Source organism: Vibrio vulnificus NBRC 15645 = ATCC 27562, assembly GCF_002224265.1.
Lineage (GTDB): Bacteria > Pseudomonadota > Gammaproteobacteria > Enterobacterales > Vibrionaceae > Vibrio > Vibrio vulnificus.
In genome coordinates this window covers 1,053,370-1,073,173 of sequence record NZ_CP012882.1, presented here as the reverse complement: position 1 = coordinate 1,073,173, position 19,804 = coordinate 1,053,370, and the positions used below count along the sequence as shown (strand labels likewise).

The following is a 19,804-nucleotide window of genomic DNA, read 5'->3' as shown; positions in this document are numbered from 1 at the left end:
AAACGCATACAAAACCATCAACCACAATGCCACCAACAGGTGGCATTGTGGCTTTTCGCTGCAAAGCACTTTTAGTTCACCGGATAGAACACCAGCTCACCATTTTCCACCATCACGCAGTCCATTTTCGCGGCATGAGCGGCTTGCTTTCCAAGCTCGGTATCTTCGAAAACGACACACTCATTTGCAGGCAGCCTCAATTGCTGCGCTGCCAACAAAAACGTGTCTGGATGCGGTTTGTGATTCTGCACCTCTGTGGCACTGACGAGCGCATCCAATTTATCGAGTAAGTTGGCTTTGGTCAGCAGGCGAATCGCACTCTCTCTCTGGCTGCCTGTTCCCACTGCCATTTTCTTTTGACCCAAATACTTTTCTAAGACTCGGTGTGTACATTCGATCACATCTCCGTGCTCATCCAATGCCGCAAAGGCTGCCATTTTGAATTGCGAAACATCCATTGGTACCAGCGATAAACCGTACTTTTTATTAATCTCTGCGGCTATTTTAAAACTCGGCATGCCTCCCAAGCTGTGGATCCATCGCTGTTCAAACGGGAACTGAAAATGCTCTGCTGTTTTTTCCCAAGCGATAAGATGTGCCGGCATAGTGTCAATTAAGGTGCCATCCATATCAAAAATAAAGCCGGTGTAGCCGTTAAAAGGGATTTCAGTCATGAGGTTAATTCTGTCTTATTTCGTGATTTTTGATTAAACGATTCTACACTTATAAGAGTCTTTAGGAATCAATACGTAGAAAGTTAATGAAAAATTGGCCTTTGAAAGAGACAAAAGTGAACAAAAAGGAAAAATGCACTATTAAGGTTAGTATTTGGTAATGGCGCTGTATTGGAACTGTCTCAAAATTAAAACTAACCATTTAACAGTGGGTTATAAAGATAAAAAACTAGAGCTAGGTGCAATAAAAGTTATTAATAATTTAGTCAATTTAAGTGGGCGCTGTATAATCTCGCCAAATTATATACTGCTTACATATCAAAGGTGTTAAGTATGACTATCAAGCAGAAGCTCTATGCGTTAGGTGCAATAGCCATTCTCGGTATCATTACCCTTCTATTCACCTCAAACCACTTTGTGGATAAATCCAACCAATTACAGCAGGCCATTAAATTGGTCGGTGACTTGGAAATTCGTCTCCTCAACCTACGTCGAAACGAAAAAGATTTCTTATTGCGAAGCGATGCGAAATACCTCAGCACGTTTGATAAAAACGTCGACATATTTGTGGCAACCGAGAAGCAGTTGGAAGCCATTTTGGACGCCAATGACCTTCCATCCAGCGCCCAGTTTCGACAAGACTTGCTCAAGTATCAAAAAGGCTTCCAGACTCTTGTCGCCGCTTCTCAAACCTTAGGGCTTTCTAACGAACAAGGCTTGCTTGCCAGCTATTTTACTGCTCTGGACGCCGTGAAACAGAATGCCGATGCGAACCAATTATTGAAACTCATCGAGTTTAATAGTGCGACGCTCAAAGGTGATCTGCAAGAGGACTTACTTGCTGGTATTAGCAACACACAAACATTGACTCGCGCCGCTAAAGAGGTGGTGAATCAGCGTGTGGTTATTGGCGTTGCTTACAACAAGGGCTTACTAGGCGATGTGCGTAATCTCTCCCACCAAGTTGAAGAGCAGTTTAAATCGTTTTCTAAAGCGCTGAATGAAGCCAATGCCACTCAAGAAGAAGAAATGGGTGTGGTAAAACAGATCATCACGATCGGTTTGCTGGCGCTGCTGGTGGTTGTTATCTTGCAAATTTCTCGCTCGATTAACAATCAAGTCCATGCCCTTGCCACCACGATTAAAGCCATTTCTGAAACCAACAACATTGGTTTACGATGTGAGCTAAAAGGGAACGATGAGTTGACGATGATTGGCCAGCAACTGAATACTTTGTTGGAAAAAATCGAGCAACTGATTTTCAGCTCTCAAGAAAAATCGTCCCAGCTCACCAGTAGCACTAATAATATGCACACTGAGCTTGAAGGCGTGATCGAGCAGTTCCACGTTCAAGCGGATCACACCAGCACGATGGCCACTTCTGTTCAAGAAATGGTGGCAACTATTGGTGAGATTTCTGAAAGCACCAATATTGCGGTGGAAGGTGTACAACAAGCGGCGAAGAATGCGGAATCTGGCCGTAACGTCGTTGAGTCGACCGTGAAAAACATCGATCAATTGACAGGGATCTTAGCCAACAGTCAGCAGTCGATTGGTTCACTGAATGGCCATGTTGAAAAAATTGGCGGCGCGGTCGAGATCATTCAAGGCATCGCAGAGCAAACTAACCTATTGGCGCTCAATGCGGCAATTGAAGCAGCACGTGCCGGAGAACAAGGCCGAGGCTTTGCCGTGGTTGCGGATGAAGTTCGTGCTCTAGCCAGCCGCACCCATCAGTCAACAGAAGAGATCACAAAGGTGGTCTCAGCGATCCAATCGCAAATGGCTAAAGTGGTATCAGATATCGACCAATGTAATGAACAAGGCCAAGAAACCCTACATGCTTCTGAACAGTTGGATTCAAGCCTGCGCCAGATCATCAATGACATGACCAATATTCAGGCCAACTCTGAACGCATCGCTTCAGCCATTGAAGAGCAAGGTGTGGTTATGGGCCAAGTAAGCGGCTCCATTACCGAGCTGAACACCATTTCGGAAAACAACATGCACTCAGCACAAGAGTGTTTGAGAGAAGTAGACCTTGTCTCCGAACAAGCGCATTCGATGGACAACGCGGTCGCTCAGTTTAAAACTCGTCAACGTTAATAGCATTCAATGCTTATAAAAAATGCCCCAACTCAGTTGGGGCATTTTTTTATCGGTCAGAAGAAGAGGTTCTTCTCACTATTCATCATCCAATGGAATGAGCTTGGTACTGCCTCCGTGCGCTTGCTCTCGCTTTCTTTGTACCAACGCATAGAAACCAGGGATCAGGAAGGTACCGGCCAATAACACGCACAGCAAGCCGCCAACAAGAGAGATGCCCAGTGAGTTTTGACTCACATGACCAGCGCCTGCAGCGAAAATCAGCGGGAAAATCCCGAGAATAAACGACCAAGATGTCATGTTTACGGCCCTGAAGCGCAGTTTACCACCTTGAACGGCAGCCTCATCAATGGCCACCTCTTTCTCTTCCCTTTGCTGCTTGGCAAATTCCACAATCAAGATGGCATTCTTGGCCGCCAGGGCGATGAGAAGAACCAAACCTATCTGAGCATAGAGATTCAGTGGTGTCCCGGTTAAGTTCAGCGCAAGGAATGATCCTAACGTCGCCACGGGTACCACCAAAATAATCGCCAACGGAATGGTCCAACTTTCATACTGAGCCACCATGAACAGGTAGATGAAAATTAACGCCAGCGCAAAAGCGTAAATCGCTTGGTTTCCTGCCAATACTTCTTGATACGCCATACCAGTCCACTCGTAAGTGTACCCTTGAGGAAGCAGCTCTGCCGCAATGCGTTCCATCGCCGCAATGGCATCACCACTGGAATAACCGGGCGCAGGTTGGCCTTGAATAATGGCGCTGCGATACATGTTGTAACGCCATGCCACATCCGGTTCAAACACCTGTTCATAACTCAGCAGTGTGCTAAGTGGCACCATGTCACCGGAGGAGGTACGAACGTGGAAACGTGACAGATCGTCCATACTGCTGCGATGTTCACTATCGGCCTGCATCGTCACACGGAAGTTTTTGCCAAACATAGTGAAATCATTCACGTACATCGAACCAAGATTGCCCTGTAACGTTTGGAAGATCGACGACAACGGAATGCCTAGTTGCTGCGCTTTCTCACGATCAATATCGACATAGTAATGCGGTACATTCGCTCGAAACGTGCTAAAGGTATAGGCAATTTCAGGCGCTTGATTCGCCGCTTGGATCATTTCTCCCATCACCATCGCTAAATCGGTTCGGCTTCGGCCCAGCGTATCTTCTAGTACAAACTCAAAACCTGAAGCGGCGCCCATTCCCGGCACTGCCGGCGGCCCCATAGCAAACACAACGGCCTGTGGCAGTTCCATTGCTGCTCTGCCATTAATACGCTGAGCAATCGCATTCGCCGAGTGGTTGCCATTTAGCCCATTGCGCATTTCCCAATCGTGCAACTTGATAAACAGTGAAGCGCCATTCGAAGCGGCAGCTCCCGTCATAAACGAGAAGCCATTGGCCACCGTCACACCATCCACTCCCGGCTCTTGCTCTACCATGTTAAGAAGATGATTGGTCACTTCTTCGGTGCGAGACAAAGAAGCAGAGTCTGGCAGTTGCACATTGACCAGCAAGATGCCTTTATCTTCTTGCGGTACAAAAGCGGTAGACGTGGTTTTGGCAAAGAACACAACCGCAGCAACAGCAACCATGAAAAAAGCCACCAGTAACAGTGATTTTTTCACTAAGAATCCCGCCACCTGGCCATAACGTTCAGTGACGCGCTCGAGACCACGGTTGAAGGTTTTAAACCAATTTGCGGTGTTTTCACCACCCTGTTTAAGCACCAACGAACAAAGTGCGGGCGCTAAGGTCAAGGCGTTAATCGACGAGATCACCACCGAGATACAGATAGTCAACGCGAACTGGCGGTACATGATGCCGGTAATACCCGGTAGCATCGCCACTGGCAAGAAAACCGCCAACAGTACTAACGTAGAGGTAATGATTGGCCCGGTCACTTCTTTCATCGCCATTAAAGTAGCTTTGCGTGGTGAGATACTTGGATCCTTCGCCATCGTCGTATCGACGTTTTCGATCACCAAAATTGCATCATCAACCACGATACCAATGGCCAAGATCAAACCAAACAGCGTGACGGTGTTGATGGTAAAGCCCGTGGCGAGCATAACCGCAAAGGTACCGATCAGAGAGACAGGGATCGCCACAACCGGTATCAACGTTGCACGTGCACTCCCCAAGAACAAGTAAGTCACAGCAATCACCAGTAGAATCGCTTCAATCAGAGTCTTCACTACCCCTTTAATGGATTCCGCCACAAACACCGTTGTGTCATAGCTGGTTTCATACACCATCCCTTCAGGGAAATTGCCACTTAAACGTTCTAGCAGCGCCATCACTGCTTGCCCGCTTTCTAGCGCATTGGCATCAGATTGCAGCGACAGTGCCACGATCGACGCATCGCGCCCACGGAACTTACCGTTACCATCGTAGAACTTTTTCCCCAGTTCCACTCTGGCGACATCTTTTAAGTAAACGCTTGAACCATCTGGGTTGGCTCGCAATACCACATTCTCAAACTCGCTAACGCCCTCCAAACGCCCTTTTGTTACTAGGTTGAACTGAACTTCCTGAGGGTTATTGTAGGGCGCAGCACCAATACGCCCGGCGGCAACTTGGACGTTTTGCTGGCTTAATGCAGAATAGACATCCGAGGTGGTAAGCTTGAGGTTAGCCATTTTTTCAGGATCAAGCCAAACGCGCATCGCATACTCACCACCACCAATCACGTTAACTTCACTAATGCCTTTAACGCGCGCAAGTTGGTCTTTAACGTTGAGGTTGATGTAGTTGATTAAGAATTGATCGTCATATTTGCCATCGGGCGAATAGAAGTTCAGTACCATCAACAAATCCGGAGAGCGTTTTTTCACTGTCACGCCGACCATACGTACTTCTTGCGGCAGCTTTGACTCAATTTGGGCAACACGGTTTTGCACGTTCACCTGTGCCATGTCTGGATCGGTGCCGACATCAAAGGTCACATTTAGGCTGTACGATCCATCGTTGGCACTCTTGGACGACATGTAGATCATGTTTTCTACGCCGTTGACCGAGGTTTCGATCGGATCCGCAATCGCCTGCTCCACTACCTCGGCACTCGCGCCGGTGTAATACGCGGTCACGCTCACCGACGGTGGGCTAATTTTGGGGTATTCCGCAACGGGTAAAACCGCCAGAGCAATGGCACCAGCCAGCGTGAGAATAATTGAGATCACCAGTGCAAACTTGGGTCTCTGAATAAAGAAACGACTTAACATAACGCCTCCTTACTGCTTCGATTCGGCTGGCGTTTGCACACGCACTTGCATGCCGTTTCTCACACGCTGCAATCCTTGGGTGATAACAACGTCATCCAGCGTCAAGCCTTGGCGAATCACCACACCTTGTTCAACTTGTGCGCCTAAAGAGACATTTCGACGCTCTGCCACCTCCCCCGGTGTCATAACCATTACGAAATGCCCTTCAAGATCCGTCTGCACTGCACGACGCGGAACCACCACCACCGACTTAGCTTGTTTCTCTCGCAAATTGACTTTGATGTGTTGACCCGGCAGCAATTGATGATCGGGATTTTCCACTACCGCTCTCAATGCAATGGTGCCCGTTTTGGTATCAATGCGATTACCCAAGTAATCCAAGCGCCCTAAATGGGGATATTCTTTACCATTTTCCAGTTGCAGCTGGACTTCCACACCAGCCGATGGTGTAGAGCCATCTCCCTTTATTCTTTCGATACCGAGAGCCAAACGCTCACGCTCGCTAATGCTGAATGCAGTATGAATGGGATCGAGACTGACTAAGGTGGTTAAGATGCCTGAAGAAGGAGAAACCAGATCTCCCGTACTGACTTTGGAATCGCTAATGCGGCCTGAAAATGGCGCTCGAATTTGAGTATAAGAAAGGTTAACGTCCGCCAATTTCAACTGTGCGTTTGCCGCTTCAAGTTGCGCTTGTGCGCCCAGTAGACCAGCAGTCAAAGCATCAAATTCCGACTGCGAAATACTGCCACGTGGTAGCAAGTTCTTACCACGTTGATGATCTAACTCCGCTTTCTTCAATGAGGCTTTCGCTTGAGCCAGCGACGCCTTCGCACTGGCAACCTGAGCTTCAAACGACGATGGTTCAATGGTGTAAAGTAGCGCACCCTTTTCAACCAATTGGCCTTCCTCAAAATGGCGAGCTTTCAGATAGCCAGAGACTTGTGCAGTAATGTTGGTATCTTCAACCGCTTCCACACGCCCGATATAGGCGTTGCTAGGTTGATAATCTAACATCAGTATCTCTTGCGTCACGACCAGTGGCGCCATCGTATTATGCTGCTGAAGAGCTTTGTCCTCGCATCCTGCCAACAGAGCCGAAGCCACAATAAGTCCGACAATTGGTTTTAATTTCATACATTTACCATACTTATAAAACGAAGTTTTGTTTAAAATACGCAAGCTTGCTACAAGAATTGTCCGAGAACTATCAGATAAAAACTCAAAACTGTTTCAAACTGTAAAGGTCTGAAACGAGCAGAAAAGAAGGTTATCAACTGCATCGAGTTGTTGAACTGATGTAACACCGAATCCCTTGAAGCACGAGGGACATGAGCAAGATTCACCGGCTAAAGAAGCGGTTTTTCCATCGGATTGATGAGTGCAGAGAAGGCTTTTCAGCAGATATCATCAGTGATGACTATGTTTTTAAATAAAATACGTTATTATTCAGCCAACAGCCTAATGAAGAGAGGGTAATGAATGATTTCTAAATGGGCAAAACGCTTCTATCAAATGGCAGAATTAGTCGCCTCTTGGAGTAAAGACCCATCCACTCAAGTGGGTGCGGTGATCACCAAACAGAACCGTATCGTTTCTGTTGGCTTCAACGGATATCCACACGGTGTTTCCGATAGCGTCGACACCGACGAGCGTGAACTGAAATACCTCAAAACACTGCACGCCGAAGAGAATGCCATTCTATTTTCTAAACGTGATTTAGACGGATGTGAAATTTGGGTCACCCATTTTCCTTGCCCAAATTGTGCCGCAAAGATTATTCAAACGGGCATTTCGCGCGTGCACTGCCCTGAACAATCGGAAGATTTTCTTTCCCGGTGGGGTGACAAAATTGCCGTAAGCCAAGATATGTTCAATCAAGCAGGTGTCGAAGTAAATTGGCTTCCTGTCGATGAACTAGGCGAAGAAGGCGTACGCTGATCTCTCCGCCATTAAACGGCACGTTATTGAGGAAATTATTAAGGAAATAGCCCAGCAATGCTGGGCTATTTTTTGATGCATATAGAAGCGTTAAGCGTACTTTTTCGCTGTTAATTCCGCAATTTTCACGATCACCTGAACCGATTTTTCCATCTGTTCTATTGACGCAAATTCATGAATACCGTGGAAATTGTAGCCGCCCGTAAAAATGTTTGGACAAGGCAATCCCATGAAGGATAAACGAGCTCCATCCGTTCCACCACGGATAGGCTTAATGATAGGTTCAACATCGCACACTTCCATTGCTTGCTTCGCCAACTCAATCACATGTGGGAAAGGCTCAACTTTTTCTTTCATGTTGTAGTAGCTGTCGGTGAAGCAGATCTCAACCGAGCCATGCTTAAGTTGTGTGTTCATATCGTCCACGAGGGACTGCATAAGCGCCTTACGGCGAGCAATGCCGTCGCGCTCGAAGTCTCGAAGAATGTAGCCCAGCTCTGATCGCGCCACACCCATTTCGGCAGATTTGAGGTGATAAAAACCTTGGTAGCCTTCGGTGGTTTCCGGCGTTTCATCTGCTGGCATTCGGCAATGGAATTGCGATGCCAATGTCATTGCGTTCACCATTTTGTCTTTTGCTGTGCCAGGGTGAACACTCACACCATGAAAAATAACGTCTGCACTGGATGCATTGAAGTTTTCATATTCCAACTCGCCTTGTGGCCCACCATCAATGGTGTAGGCCCATTCTGCGCCAAAGCGTTCCACATTGAACAAATCCGCACCGCGGCCAATCTCTTCATCAGGCGTAAAGCCAATACAAATATCGCCATGTGGAATGCTTGGATTTTCCATAAGCATCTCAATGGCCGATAAGATTTCCGCAATACCAGCTTTGTTGTCGGCACCCAGCAAAGTAGTGCCATCTGTGGTAATTAAATTGTGACCATGTAGCGCATGCAGCTCAGGATACTGCACTGGAGAAAGCACTTCGTCTCCAATGCCGAGCGCGATGTCACCGCCATGATAATCTTCTATGATCTGCGGTTTCACATTTTTGCCAGAGGCGTCTGGCGCGGTATCCATGTGTGCGATAAAGCCAATCGCTGGAACTGGGTACGCCACATTACTTGGCAGCTTTGCCATCAAGTAACCATGCTCATCCAACTCAACTTGACTGAGACCAAGGTCAAGCAGCTCTTGTTTGAGATGCTCTGCAAACTTCATTTGTCCAGACGTGCTTGGGCAGCATTTCTTTTTAGGGTTTGATTGAGTATCAAACGTCACATAGCGAATAAATCTTTGTACTAAATGTTTCATGGCAATTCTCTTCTTCTTAGCCAACGAGAGTGGTGAATATAGTCATTATGGTGAAGACACCTGCTCTACGAGTTGTCGGGCATAGAATGAAGGCACAAGTTAGTGTGGTATGAACAACCCGACGCAACTATCTTACGCACTTGAAAAGATGAGAAATTGCTTTGAATCAGTTTTTCTGTCATTGACGAGGAATATTACGCAAACCATTCCATAGTGTATGTCTGTTAGCGCCCGACTATTTGATTGTTCAACTCACTCGCTAAATCACGCCAGTTTTTTACTTCAGCACGAAAATGTCGCCACTGTTTATCGCTCATGGTTTGGCTGATTTGGGGAATGTACTGGTTGGCTAACGCAATATTGAAATTCACTTTCTCGCTTAACTCAGGACTATAGTAACTCTCTGGTTGCAACAGAAGGCGCATCAAATTTTCATGTAGATAATGGGGATCATGCTTGTTGTTTAACAGTTGGCGGGCAACTTCCAACATTTTATTTCTATGCTCTTTCCAATGTGGTGTAGTGATTTGCAGTTCATCGGCCCAACGAACCACCAGCGCTTTTTGCTCTGTGTTTAAACGGCCAACCCACTTCTCTAGGCTCTCTTCGATGCGTTCAACATAACGACGCCGACGCTCTTGCTCCGACCAGCCACCGTATTTTTCATCCAACTCTTGATATTTTTTTGCCAAATTATTCAACAACTCTTGTTCTTGTTTGGCACTAAGGGAAAGTGTTAAAGCGTAGATATCTGGAGCGGCCCGCGTGGCGAGCCTTGCTGTGTGCTGCTTAATGGCTTCTCGCTGCTCGATAACAAATTCAGCGGACACTTGTGCAGAGGTGATCGTTTCCAACTGTTGTAGTTGTTTGGCGTAAAGCGGTAACTCTTCTTCTTGATGCCAGCGCAGCAATTGCTGCAAGCGTTCGTCCAACATTGCTTCTTGCTCGTTTTCCAATGTCACATAGTCATCGACATATTCGAGCACCACCCAATCGAGGTTGGTGTATAGAAATTTATTGGAACAGCCTAATAAAATAAAGGCCAAAGCAAGATAACTCAACGTCCGCCAAGTGGCTTTATTTCGCCCCAAACTTCCACATCCTAGTGTCATCAAACATCCTTTTCTCGCCCAAGTGATGCGTTATACGCGTGTGAATCAGTGACGGTTCACCCGTCACTGATTCTTTTTTTCTATGGCACACCATGGCCTTTTGAAGCCACCCACACTCGATACCACTGTTCACGGCTTAGCTCAATTTGCAATGCATTCACGGCACTTTGAACTCGCTCTATTTTGCCTGAACCAATGATAGGAATCGGTAGCGATGGCAGCTTTCTCACCCAAGCGTAAACCACTTCATCGATGCTCTGCGCACCAACTTCTTCGCGAATCGCCTCTAACTCTTTACGCACACGACTCTCCTGCTCGCCTTGGCCGGAAAACAGCGCGCCACCACCTAAACACGACCAAGCCATTGGGCGAACACGTAACATCTGCAGTTGGTCCAGAGTGCCATCGTGTACTACGTCAAATTGAAGAGGATTGATTTCCACTTGGTTAGTCACCAGTGGCTTACTCAATCGAGATTGAAGCAACTCAAATTGACGGGGAGAGAAGTTCGACACACCGAAGTGCTTCACCTTGCCCACTTTGTGCAGCTCGCTGAAGGCTTCCGCTACCTCGTCGGCATCCATTAAAGCATCAGGACGATGGATAAGTAGCACATCCAGCTCATCCACCCCTAAACGTTCCAACGAGTTGTTCACTGACTGATAAATATGCGCGGCACTGGTATCGTAATGGTTAACCTTACGATCTGGGTGCTTTGCCCCACATAAGTTAATGTCGCATTTCGTCACGATTTGAATATCGCTACGTAAGCTTTTGTCTAACGCCAACGCCTCACCGAATAAGTGTTCACACTCGTATTGTCCATAAATGTCTGCATGGTCAACCGTCGTGATGCCCATTTCGATATGTTGCTTTAGAAATGTTAAACGTTGCTGAGGGGTCATGTTCCATTCAGCCAAACGCCAATAACCTTGAACCAGCGCCGAAAACTCTGGCCCTTGTGGCGCTGTTACAACTTTCGCTACCATTGCGTACTCCTTATTTATCTTGTTAAATCCTAGACTTGTTTTGCCGTCGACTCAACGCGTAAACCCAAGGAATTCGAACTGGAGTACGAATTGATGAGTTTTGCCCAAAGATTAGCCAGCTTAATTGGCCAAGAGAGCGTCAGTGGTTTCGCTCGCCGTGTAGACCTGTCGGAAGCCCTGATTCGCAAGTACTTAAAAGGCACTGAGCCTAGTCTATCCAAGGCCAATCAAATTGCGATGCGAGCTAACTGTTCATTGGAGTGGTTAGCCACTGGCTGCGGCTATCTTTACCGACAAGCAGAAGTCGTCGATGAGCAGGCATTTAAAATGGCTTATCAATACGTAACGGGGCAAAAGCTCAACGAACAAGAATGGCCAAACCAACAACAAATAATTGCTGGCTATCAGTACCTGCGTGCGCACAAGAAAGCAGATGGTTTTTTAGATCAAGAAGGTATGGCAGCGTTCATTTCTCGTTCTTCTTTGGCGGCAGAAAACGAGTAATCACCAAGGTTATCCACTCACTATCATGGCTGATTTCGGCTAACACGCTGGGCTGTTGAAGGTGATACTGCGAAGCTGGAAGCCAACGCTGTGTTTGTGAATGCGTTCGGTATTTATTGATAAAAATGACCAAATTTTTATCAACAAGGTTTCTTTCCTTTTGAGTCTTGGCTTTGGCTAATTGTGCTTGCACATCGAATGAGTCACCCAACGCGGAAACCTCCGCAATCTGCATCAAATCTTTTCTTAGGTTCAACTGCAGTTGCGACCAATCCGCCATGTTGAAAGGCGTCATTAACTTCATGGTGACGAAATTTGTCTCAAACGTCACTTCACCTATGAATGTTTGCTGATAATAATTAAGCGCATCATAACAATAGACAGCTTCTCCATCTTGTTGTTCACAGCGATAACTATCTGATTCTTGTTCTACTTCTGCACTGGAAAGAGGGAGAGCAGCTTGTGTTATTTGACCAACGACGGACCAAGATTGCGCAATCACAACCCCACTCATCAATAGAGAAGCGATAGCAAAAATGTAAAGGGACAACGAGCTTAAATAACGACGCATTTGATTGATTTTTGAGGCAACAGAGGAGAGACAGCATAGAGCAAGATGTCAGGAAATCAATCATGGACAGCGCAAATTAATAAGGCGCACCTAGCAGTGCGCCTTTACCTCGTTACTCAATCGTGAGTCTGCGATTTGGGATTACTATAGATGCATCCCTAACAAAAAACGAGGAACTACAGTAGAGTTTTGATTCCATCCAAATTGTGTGTAAAACCTCACATCCCTCCTTATCGAGCAGCATGTTGCTTTACAATTTAAGTGTGGTTCAGATTGGTGAATTTGCAAGTGACACACCCGTTTATTAATGATACCTCCATCACATTTAGTACATCGTTAAATACGATTTCTGCAAAGCTAATTTGCATCTTTACTGATTAAGGCGTAACAGTGGTCAAGCTTATAATTCGTGCTTCAGCTATTTGTGTCGGAGAAGGTAAATGACCAAACGTGAGAGAATCATTCAGTCCGTATTAGTAAAAGTACCCAAGGATGCGATCAATCAGTTTCTCTCACACGGATCAACCCCTATTTCTGTGCTCTTCCTTGCGGCACTGGTTGGCGTATTGGCTGGGCTGGTTGGAACCTATTTCGAAATCGCCGTGCATTTTGTTTCTGAGACTCGGACGGAGTGGTTAAAGAGTGAAATTGGTCATTTGTTGCCCCTTTGGCTTGCTGCAATTTTGATCAGTGCTGCGCTTGCATTTGTGGGGTACTTTCTGGTTCATCGCTTTGCGCCAGAGGCCGCTGGCTCAGGTATACCAGAAATTGAGGGGGCGATGGATAATATCCGCCCTGTCAGATGGTGGCGAGTCATTCCCGTGAAGTTTTTTGGCGGCATGGGGGCACTGGGTTCTGGAATGGTACTGGGCCGAGAAGGGCCTACCGTTCAGATGGGTGGCGCCGTTGGTCGCATGGTCACTGACATTTTCCGAGTAAAAGATGATGACACTCGCCACTCTTTGCTCGCCTCAGGGGCGGCAGGTGGTTTGGCAGCCGCGTTTAATGCTCCGCTTGCGGGGATCATGTTCGTGGTCGAAGAGATGCGTCCACAATTTCGCTACTCGCTGATCTCTATTCGAGCTGTGATTATTTCTGCTGTCATGGCCAATATCGTGTTTCGTGCCATCAACGGCCAAGATGCGGTCATCACCATGCCGCAATATCAACCACCCGAGCTAAAAGCTTTGTGGCTCTTTTTGTTATTGGGCGCGCTATTTGGCGTATTCGGTGTGCTGTTTAATAAACTGGTTACTGTCGCACAAGACGCCTTTGTTGCCTTGCACAAAAACGATCGCAAACGCTATTTGATCACCGGAACCTGTCTCGGTGGCATCTTTGGTTTGCTATTGCTGTATGTTCCCGAGCTGACGGGCGGCGGCATTCATCTTATTCCAGACGTCACTAACGGCAACTACAGCGTTTCTCTTCTGGTGATGCTCTTTGTCGGACGAGTTTTGACCACTTTAATCTGTTTTGGCTCAGGAGCACCCGGCGGGATTTTTGCGCCTATGTTGGCATTGGGCACACTGTTCGGCTATGCCTTTGGTGCCACCGCGAAAATCCTACTTCCCGATCTTCCCATCGAGCCGGGCATGTTCGCCATTGCAGGCATGGGGGCTTTGTTCGCCGCTACGGTCCGCGCACCAATTACAGGAATTCTGCTCGTGATTGAAATGACCAACAACTATTACCTTATTTTGCCACTGATCATTACCAGTCTTGGTGCGGTGATTTGTGCGCAAGTTTGTGGCGGTAAGCCCATCTACAGCCAGCTTTTACATAGAACCATCAAGAACGACAAGTTACGTCAGCAAGATCTACCAGAGCAGCAAAACTCGTAAAAATTCCTCACTAATAATGCATCGGGATAAACGACTTTATCCCGATTTTTTGCGCTGAATTCGATTTTTTCCAAGCAACAACCACACAAAGTTGATACCATCCCTGAGCCCATTTTTCTCATGCGTATCTGATTTCTTGAATGTGCGGTTAAATGGTGCTGATTCTTCTATTAAGTCATGGTTAAGTGGGAACGGATCCCCACTCTAGAAAAGTAGTGCGTCGAATTGAGGTTAAATTCGCAAATGGAATTTTCGCTGAATTGGAGAAGGCTGGTTCAAGTCCAAAGTGTTCCTCCTTCTCAAGCTGCATTAGCGTTGGGCATGATTGGTTTAGGCCAAGCTTGGGCTCTCTATTTACCAGAAGTTGGCGTACCTATTCGTCCTTTCCTTGCGGCTTTTGGTGCGATATTACTCTTACCTGTATTGGCCAAATATGCCACCAACGGCAAAACCTTTCTCAACGATATTCGTCATCCTCTGAGTGGAAGTTTGATGGCTCCAATGAGTATGGCGCTGTTGGTGTTGTGCGATTATTTGGCCGTCGTATCGCCGTTGATCGCCTACCCTCTTTGGTTTATGGCGGTTTTGCTGCACTTTACCATGATGGTGCTGTTTTTCAGTTTCCAAATCATGAATTTTAAGATGTCCAATATTGTGCCAAGCTGGTTCCTCTACCCAGTTGGATTGATCAGCAGCTCATTGGCCGGTTCTCAATTTGGTCACAATGTCTTTTCAGAAACGCTGGCTATGGTCTGTATTGGGATCTATTTTTTCCTACTGCCTCTGGTTCTCTACCGATTGGTGTTTTTTGGTTCTCTACCTAAGCGAGCAAGGCCAACATTAGCCATCATGGCCGCTCCGGTTAACCTTTCGCTCGCTGCATATTTGGTGAACTTCAAAGAGCCAGACCCTATCCTCACTGGCGCGTTAGCGGGCATCGCCATTACCATGACGCTGCTGATTTACCTATGCTACATTCGATTACTGAGATTGAAGTTCCAACCTTCCATCGCGGCCGTTACATTCCCATCGGTGATCAGTGCCATTGCGATGCATCGCTTAACCGCATTTTTTGCTGAATCCCACCCTCAATGGGCATGGCTGCATGATTTTGGTTTTCTTGAACTGAGTATTGCCACCGTGCTTGTTGTGTGGGTATCTGCTGGCTACGTTAAGATGTATTGGCCTGAAGTGTTCAAAACCAAACAAGTCGTTTAGCATCCGTTGACATGGATGCTGGGGTTCAAAGATTTTGTCAGGCATAAAAAACGCCCAACTCATAAGTTGGGCGTTTTTTGTATTAAATAGACTGTTGATTAACGCAGACCATGCAGAAACTCGGCCCGTGTCGCTGGGTTACTCTTAAAAATGCCACCCAATGCGGTTGTGGTCGTCTCACTGGTCGCGTCCATCACGCCGCGAGACTTCACGCAATAGTGTGTTGCGTCGATGGTTACCGCAACGTCATCCGATTCGAGTAAGGTTTGCAACGCCACTAGAATCTGTTGTGTCATACGCTCTTGCACCTGAGGACGCTGCGCAAAGAAACGAACAATGCGGTTGATCTTAGACAAACCAATGATTTTGCCACGAGGAATATAGGCCACCGCTGCTTTGCCATCGATGGTCACCAAATGATGCTCGCAAGTACTGGTTAAGGTGATCTCTTTCACTCGAACCATCTCGCTGACGTTCATCTTGTTTTCAATCACTGTAATCTTAGGGAAGTTCTGATAATCAAGGCCGGAAAAAACTTCGTCGACGTACATTTTAGCAATGCGTCTTGGCGTTTCTTCCAAACTATCGTCGGTCAGATCCAATTCGAGCAAAGAAAGGATCTCACGCATGTGGTGTTCGATTTTCTCTTTCTTTTCTTCACGACTGAACTGGTTCGGCACCATCGGCGTTTCCAAACCGCGCTTTTCTAACGCTTGTTTAACCAGTTGGGCGGATTCGCTAAGACCTGACATTCCACTTCCTCTTACATCTCAAGACTCTCATAAAGGGAAGAATACCCCTTTAGGATGGCTGACAAGGATACTCGGATTTTTGAATAATTACACCCATATTTTACTGAGGGTCATTCGTGCCACTCATCGATTTGTGCTAAAGTGCGCTAAAACCATAATTCAACGGAAATTCAATATGGGCTGTTGTGATGCACCTGGCTTAATGCCAATTGAAGATGCGATGGAAAAGATGCTTTCCCGCATTAAACCGATTCAAACAACGTTAAAACTACCGCTTGCTGAAGCGCTTGGTTATGTCTTAGCTGAAGATATTCTTTCCCCCATTAATGTGCCTCCTTTTGATAACTCTGCAATGGATGGATACGCGATTCGCCTTGCCGATTTAGAGCACAACCAACCACTACCGCTTGCGGGCAAGTCATTTGCAGGCCAGCCTTTTGACGGGGAATGGCCGCAAAACAGTTGTATTCGCATCATGACGGGCGCAAAAATCCCAGAGGGATGTGACGCCGTCATCATGCAGGAAAACACCGAAGCGAGCGACGAAGGTATTGTCATCCAACAGTGCCAGATTAAGCCGAACGAAAACATTCGACCAACAGGCGACGATATCCAAGCGGGCGACTTAGTCTTGGCCCAAGGGGCTCGCCTCACGCCTCGCGATATTCCAATGATTGCCTCTTTAGGCATCAGCCACGTTACGGTGGTCAGAAAACCCCGTGTCGCCTTCTTTTCTACTGGTGATGAGCTCAAATCGCTGGGTGAACCACTACTGGAAGGTCAGATCTACGATAGCAACCGCTACGGCATTAAGCCGCTGATTGAGAACTTTGGCTGCGAAGCCATCGATCTCGGCATCATTCCTGATTGCCCTGAAACATTAAAAAACACCTTCGAAAAAGCCCAATCACTAGCGGATGTGGTGGTGACTTCTGGTGGCGTCAGCGTGGGCGAAGCCGACTACACCAAAGACATTTTGGAGCAGCTAGGCGAAATCGGATTTTGGAAATTGGCGATCAAACCGGGTAAACCCTTTGCTTTTGGCAAACTCAGCACCGCGTGGTTCTGCGGTCTGCCAGGTAACCCCGTTTCTGCCGTTTTAACGATGTATGTTTTGGTTCAGCCAATGCTGGCCAAATTGGCAGGCCATTCACAATGGAAGGCTCCAGAGTCCATACCTGCCACAACACGAACGGCGTTTAAAAAGGCCCCCGGTCGTACCGACTACCAACGCGGCATCTACACCATTGAGAATGGTCAGTTCTTTGTCGAAACAACTGGGAATCAAAGCTCTGGCGCGTTTCGTTCAATGAGCTTGGCAAATTGTTTTGTGGTTTTAGAACGAGAGCGTGGACGTGTTGAAGTGGGTGAAACCGTCAATATCGAATTGTTTAACTCAACCCTATTTTAGGAGCTGAAGGTGGAGATTCTTTCCGATCAGGAAATGCTGCGCTACAACCGCCAAATCATCCTACGTCAGTTTGATTTTGAAGGCCAAGAAGCTCTCAAACAGAGTTCCATCTTAATTTTGGGTGCCGGTGGCCTTGGCTGTGCTGCGAGTCAATATCTGGCGACTGCGGGGGTCGGCAGGCTGACATTGATTGACGACGATATTGTTGAGTTGTCCAATTTGCAGCGCCAAGTCCTGCATCACGATGCGGATATTGGGCGTAAAAAAGTCGAGTCGGCAGCACAGTCGCTGCGAGAGCTGAATCCTCACATCGAAGTGTTAACGGTGGCGCAGCGTCTTAGCGACTCTGAGCTTGAAACTTTGATCAAAAACCACAGCTTAGTGTTGGATGCCAGTGACAACGTTGAGACGCGCAATCAATTGAATCGCCTCTGCTTTGCGACCAAGACACCATTGGTATCTGGCGCTGCGATTCGCATGGAAGGCCAGGTGAGCGTTTTCACCTACCAAAACGCTAATGAGCCTTGCTATCAATGTCTTAGTGCACTATTTGGTGCAAATGCGCTAAGTTGTGTCGAAGCAGGGGTCATGGCACCGGTCGTTGGCATCATAGGTGCCGTTCAAGCGATGGAAGCGATCAAAGTGTTGGCTCAATTTGGTACCCCAAAAAGCGGTAAAATTTTGATCCTTGACGCCATGTCGATGTCTTGGCGAGAAATGAATCTCATGAAACTGCCCGCTTGCCCAGTGTGCAACGATGATTCACAACGCAACTGTGATTCACAACATACAAGCGAGAGTTGATTGAAACGCCCTCCTATATTGTGGAGGGCTTTTTTTAACGATCCACTTCTGCCGTGGTTGCGATAAAAGGACATGGTTACAACGGAAGGAAATTGTTTTATCTTGGCCCTAAACGCTAATAACCAATTGTTTTGACGAGCATTCGATGAGACCACTCATAAAAGGATTTGGATTACTGTTGTCAGGCATCGCTTTGCTTATCTCGCTGCAACACCTGCTAAGAGATAAGCCGGATAATGAGAGGATTCACGCAATACTGCTTAGCAATACGTTAACTCAATCTTTAGATGGGCATCGACGTTATTTAACGGTCAAGCTCCCAGACTCCAGCGTGCTGAGATTGACAGTCAAACCCGACAATGATTGTCTGCCACCTGCGCAAGTACTTTTAGCGAAAGGAACAAACGCGCTCACCAAGCAACCTCGCTATCACTTTATTGAATGTCAGAAACCATAAGGAAATCACTCTATGTCCCCGCTTATTTCTGCCAGTGAACTGAATGAGATTAAACAACAACAAAATTTGGTCATTTTAGATGCCAGCATGGAGTTCACGATTCCCAATGCTGAGCCCAAAATTTTCGGCAAGGTCATCCCTGGTGCTCGTCGATTCGATTACGACCACGAGTTCTGCGATCTTTCCAGTGCTTTGCCTCATATGATGCCCGATCAAGCAACCTTCAATGAGAAAGCACAGCAGATCGGTTTAAACAATGATAGCCATATCGTGGTCTACGATAACGCGGGCACTTACGCCTCGCCAAGAGCTTGGTGGATGCTAAAAGCGATGGGACATCATAACGTTCAAGTGCTCAATGGTGGCCTGAAAGCGTGGATTGACGCAGGCTTTGAAACCCAAGACAACTTTGAAGCAGCATCACAGATTGGCGTATTCAACGGACAAATCGATCCAGATTATTTCTTAAATGCCGATATTGTTCTGAAGCACAGTAATTTGCGCTCCGCCTCAATTGTCGATGCACGATCTATGGAACGGTTTTTAGCTCAGGTCCCAGAGCCCAGAGAAGGTATACGCAGTGGCCACATTCCGGGTTCCCTGTGTTTGCCGTTTTCACAACTGATGGACAAAGGCCATATTAAACCTTTGTCTGGTTTGCAAGAGGCTTTCGAGTCGCTACCATTAGACCAGAGTAAACCGATCATTTTCAGTTGTGGCTCGGGGGTCACTGCATGCATTTTGCTATTAGGCGCATACCTAATCGGTTACAAAAATTTGTCTGTCTACGACGGTTCATGGACGGAATGGGGAGCCAACCCTCAATTACCTATTGAACCTTAACGAAGACAGCGTCAAACAGAAGGCAAA

At 47.0% G+C, this 19,804-nt stretch carries 17 protein-coding genes; 9 read left to right on the top strand and 8 right to left on the bottom strand.

Annotated features, from left to right (window positions below; translation table 11 throughout):
• Positions 1-71: 71 nt before the first annotated feature.
• The gene (locus tag AOT11_RS20400; RefSeq protein WP_017422651.1) at positions 72-674 is read right to left on the bottom strand and encodes a beta-phosphoglucomutase family hydrolase; all 603 of its coding nucleotides are present in this window, start codon (positions 672-674) and stop codon (positions 72-74) included.
• Positions 675-1,007: 333 nt separating this feature from the next.
• On the opposite strand from AOT11_RS20400, the gene AOT11_RS20395 reads away from it, so the two are divergent.
• Positions 1,008-2,780, top strand: a complete 1,773-nt coding sequence (locus AOT11_RS20395) for a methyl-accepting chemotaxis protein (RefSeq protein WP_026050805.1) — start codon at positions 1,008-1,010, stop codon at positions 2,778-2,780.
• A 78-nt stretch (positions 2,781-2,858) separates the two neighbouring features.
• Here the strand turns inward: AOT11_RS20395 and vmeZ are convergent, their stop codons facing one another.
• Together vmeZ and AOT11_RS20385 are read right to left on the bottom strand one after the other, a co-directional pair.
• Positions 2,859-6,011 (bottom strand): multidrug efflux RND transporter permease subunit VmeZ, encoded by a 3,153-nt coding sequence (gene vmeZ, locus AOT11_RS20390; RefSeq protein WP_017422649.1) that lies wholly within the window; start codon positions 6,009-6,011, stop codon positions 2,859-2,861.
• Positions 6,012-6,020: 9 nt separating this feature from the next.
• Positions 6,021-7,148, bottom strand: a complete 1,128-nt coding sequence (locus AOT11_RS20385) for an efflux RND transporter periplasmic adaptor subunit (protein WP_017422648.1) — start codon at positions 7,146-7,148, stop codon at positions 6,021-6,023.
• A 345-nt stretch (positions 7,149-7,493) separates the two neighbouring features.
• Between AOT11_RS20385 and AOT11_RS20380 the strand changes: the two genes are divergently transcribed.
• Complete coding sequence (locus tag AOT11_RS20380) at positions 7,494-7,952, top strand: dCMP deaminase family protein (RefSeq protein ID WP_015728084.1); 459 nt, start codon at positions 7,494-7,496, stop codon at positions 7,950-7,952.
• A gap of 90 nt (positions 7,953-8,042) precedes the next feature.
• Here AOT11_RS20380 and pepT read toward each other — a convergent pair whose 3' ends face one another.
• The 3 genes from pepT to AOT11_RS20365 all read right to left on the bottom strand — a co-directional run bounded on the left by pepT (position 8,043) and on the right by AOT11_RS20365 (position 11,373).
• Positions 8,043-9,272 (bottom strand): peptidase T, encoded by a 1,230-nt coding sequence (gene pepT / locus AOT11_RS20375; protein ID WP_026050804.1) that lies wholly within the window; start codon positions 9,270-9,272, stop codon positions 8,043-8,045.
• 224 nt (positions 9,273-9,496) lie between these two features.
• On the bottom strand, positions 9,497-10,384 hold the full coding sequence (locus tag AOT11_RS20370) for a DUF6279 family lipoprotein (protein WP_017422646.1): 888 nt from the start codon (positions 10,382-10,384) through the stop codon (positions 9,497-9,499).
• An 80-nt stretch (positions 10,385-10,464) separates the two neighbouring features.
• A complete protein-coding gene (locus AOT11_RS20365; protein WP_017422645.1) occupies positions 10,465-11,373 on the bottom strand; it encodes an aldo/keto reductase in 909 nt (302 codons plus the stop codon).
• Between the two features lie 93 nt (positions 11,374-11,466).
• Between AOT11_RS20365 and AOT11_RS20360 the strand changes: the two genes are divergently transcribed.
• Positions 11,467-11,877, top strand: a complete 411-nt coding sequence (locus AOT11_RS20360) for a hypothetical protein (RefSeq protein WP_017422644.1) — start codon at positions 11,467-11,469, stop codon at positions 11,875-11,877.
• Here the strand turns inward: AOT11_RS20360 and AOT11_RS20355 are convergent.
• The gene (locus AOT11_RS20355) at positions 11,840-12,379 is read right to left on the bottom strand and encodes a hypothetical protein (RefSeq protein ID WP_017422643.1); all 540 of its coding nucleotides are present in this window, start codon (positions 12,377-12,379) and stop codon (positions 11,840-11,842) included. The genes AOT11_RS20360 and AOT11_RS20355 overlap by 38 nt on opposite strands.
• A 509-nt stretch (positions 12,380-12,888) precedes the next feature.
• Here AOT11_RS20355 and clcA point away from each other — a divergent pair.
• Positions 12,889-14,292, top strand: coding sequence for a H(+)/Cl(-) exchange transporter ClcA (clcA, locus tag AOT11_RS20350; protein ID WP_017422642.1), 1,404 nt, complete (start codon positions 12,889-12,891; stop codon positions 14,290-14,292).
• Positions 14,293-14,547: 255 nt separating this feature from the next.
• Positions 14,548-15,510, top strand: coding sequence for a TDT family transporter (locus AOT11_RS20345; RefSeq protein WP_086016775.1), 963 nt, complete (start codon positions 14,548-14,550; stop codon positions 15,508-15,510).
• A gap of 98 nt (positions 15,511-15,608) precedes the next feature.
• Here AOT11_RS20345 and folE read toward each other — a convergent pair whose 3' ends face one another.
• On the bottom strand, positions 15,609-16,262 hold the full coding sequence (folE, locus tag AOT11_RS20340) for a GTP cyclohydrolase I FolE (protein WP_011081489.1): 654 nt from the start codon (positions 16,260-16,262) through the stop codon (positions 15,609-15,611).
• A 175-nt stretch (positions 16,263-16,437) separates the two neighbouring features.
• On the opposite strand from folE, the gene moeA reads away from it, so the two are divergent.
• The 4 genes from moeA to AOT11_RS20320 all read left to right on the top strand — a co-directional run bounded on the left by moeA (position 16,438) and on the right by AOT11_RS20320 (position 19,777).
• Positions 16,438-17,673: a molybdopterin molybdotransferase MoeA gene (moeA, locus tag AOT11_RS20335; RefSeq protein WP_017422640.1), complete on the top strand. Its 1,236-nt coding sequence runs from the start codon at positions 16,438-16,440 to the stop codon at positions 17,671-17,673.
• 9 nt (positions 17,674-17,682) lie between these two features.
• Positions 17,683-18,477: a molybdopterin-synthase adenylyltransferase MoeB gene (gene moeB, locus AOT11_RS20330; protein ID WP_017422639.1), complete on the top strand. Its 795-nt coding sequence runs from the start codon at positions 17,683-17,685 to the stop codon at positions 18,475-18,477.
• Positions 18,478-18,622: 145 nt separating this feature from the next.
• The gene (locus AOT11_RS20325; protein ID WP_039560512.1) at positions 18,623-18,934 is read left to right on the top strand and encodes a hypothetical protein; all 312 of its coding nucleotides are present in this window, start codon (positions 18,623-18,625) and stop codon (positions 18,932-18,934) included.
• 12 nt (positions 18,935-18,946) lie between these two features.
• Entirely contained in the window at positions 18,947-19,777 is an 831-nt protein-coding gene (locus AOT11_RS20320) for a sulfurtransferase (protein WP_017422638.1), read from the top strand.
• Positions 19,778-19,804 lie beyond the last annotated feature (27 nt).

Coding starts and splice junctions, on each gene's coding strand:
- AOT11_RS20365 (WP_017422645.1), bottom strand. CDS start 11,373: ATGGTAGCGAAAGTTGTAACAGCGCCACAAGGGCCAGAGTTTTCGGCG.
- AOT11_RS20385 (WP_017422648.1), bottom strand. CDS start 7,148: ATGAAATTAAAACCAATTGTCGGACTTATTGTGGCTTCGGCTCTGTTG.
- AOT11_RS20400 (WP_017422651.1), bottom strand. CDS start 674: ATGACTGAAATCCCTTTTAACGGCTACACCGGCTTTATTTTTGATATG.
- AOT11_RS20380 (WP_015728084.1), top strand. CDS start 7,494: ATGATTTCTAAATGGGCAAAACGCTTCTATCAAATGGCAGAATTAGTC.
- AOT11_RS20370 (WP_017422646.1), bottom strand. CDS start 10,384: ATGACACTAGGATGTGGAAGTTTGGGGCGAAATAAAGCCACTTGGCGG.
- AOT11_RS20360 (WP_017422644.1), top strand. CDS start 11,467: ATGAGTTTTGCCCAAAGATTAGCCAGCTTAATTGGCCAAGAGAGCGTC.
- AOT11_RS20395 (WP_026050805.1), top strand. CDS start 1,008: ATGACTATCAAGCAGAAGCTCTATGCGTTAGGTGCAATAGCCATTCTC.
- vmeZ (WP_017422649.1), bottom strand. CDS start 6,011: ATGTTAAGTCGTTTCTTTATTCAGAGACCCAAGTTTGCACTGGTGATC.
- clcA (WP_017422642.1), top strand. CDS start 12,889: ATGACCAAACGTGAGAGAATCATTCAGTCCGTATTAGTAAAAGTACCC.
- folE (WP_011081489.1), bottom strand. CDS start 16,262: ATGTCAGGTCTTAGCGAATCCGCCCAACTGGTTAAACAAGCGTTAGAA.
- AOT11_RS20320 (WP_017422638.1), top strand. CDS start 18,947: ATGTCCCCGCTTATTTCTGCCAGTGAACTGAATGAGATTAAACAACAA.
- moeA (WP_017422640.1), top strand. CDS start 16,438: ATGGGCTGTTGTGATGCACCTGGCTTAATGCCAATTGAAGATGCGATG.
- pepT (WP_026050804.1), bottom strand. CDS start 9,272: ATGAAACATTTAGTACAAAGATTTATTCGCTATGTGACGTTTGATACT.
- AOT11_RS20325 (WP_039560512.1), top strand. CDS start 18,623: ATGAGACCACTCATAAAAGGATTTGGATTACTGTTGTCAGGCATCGCT.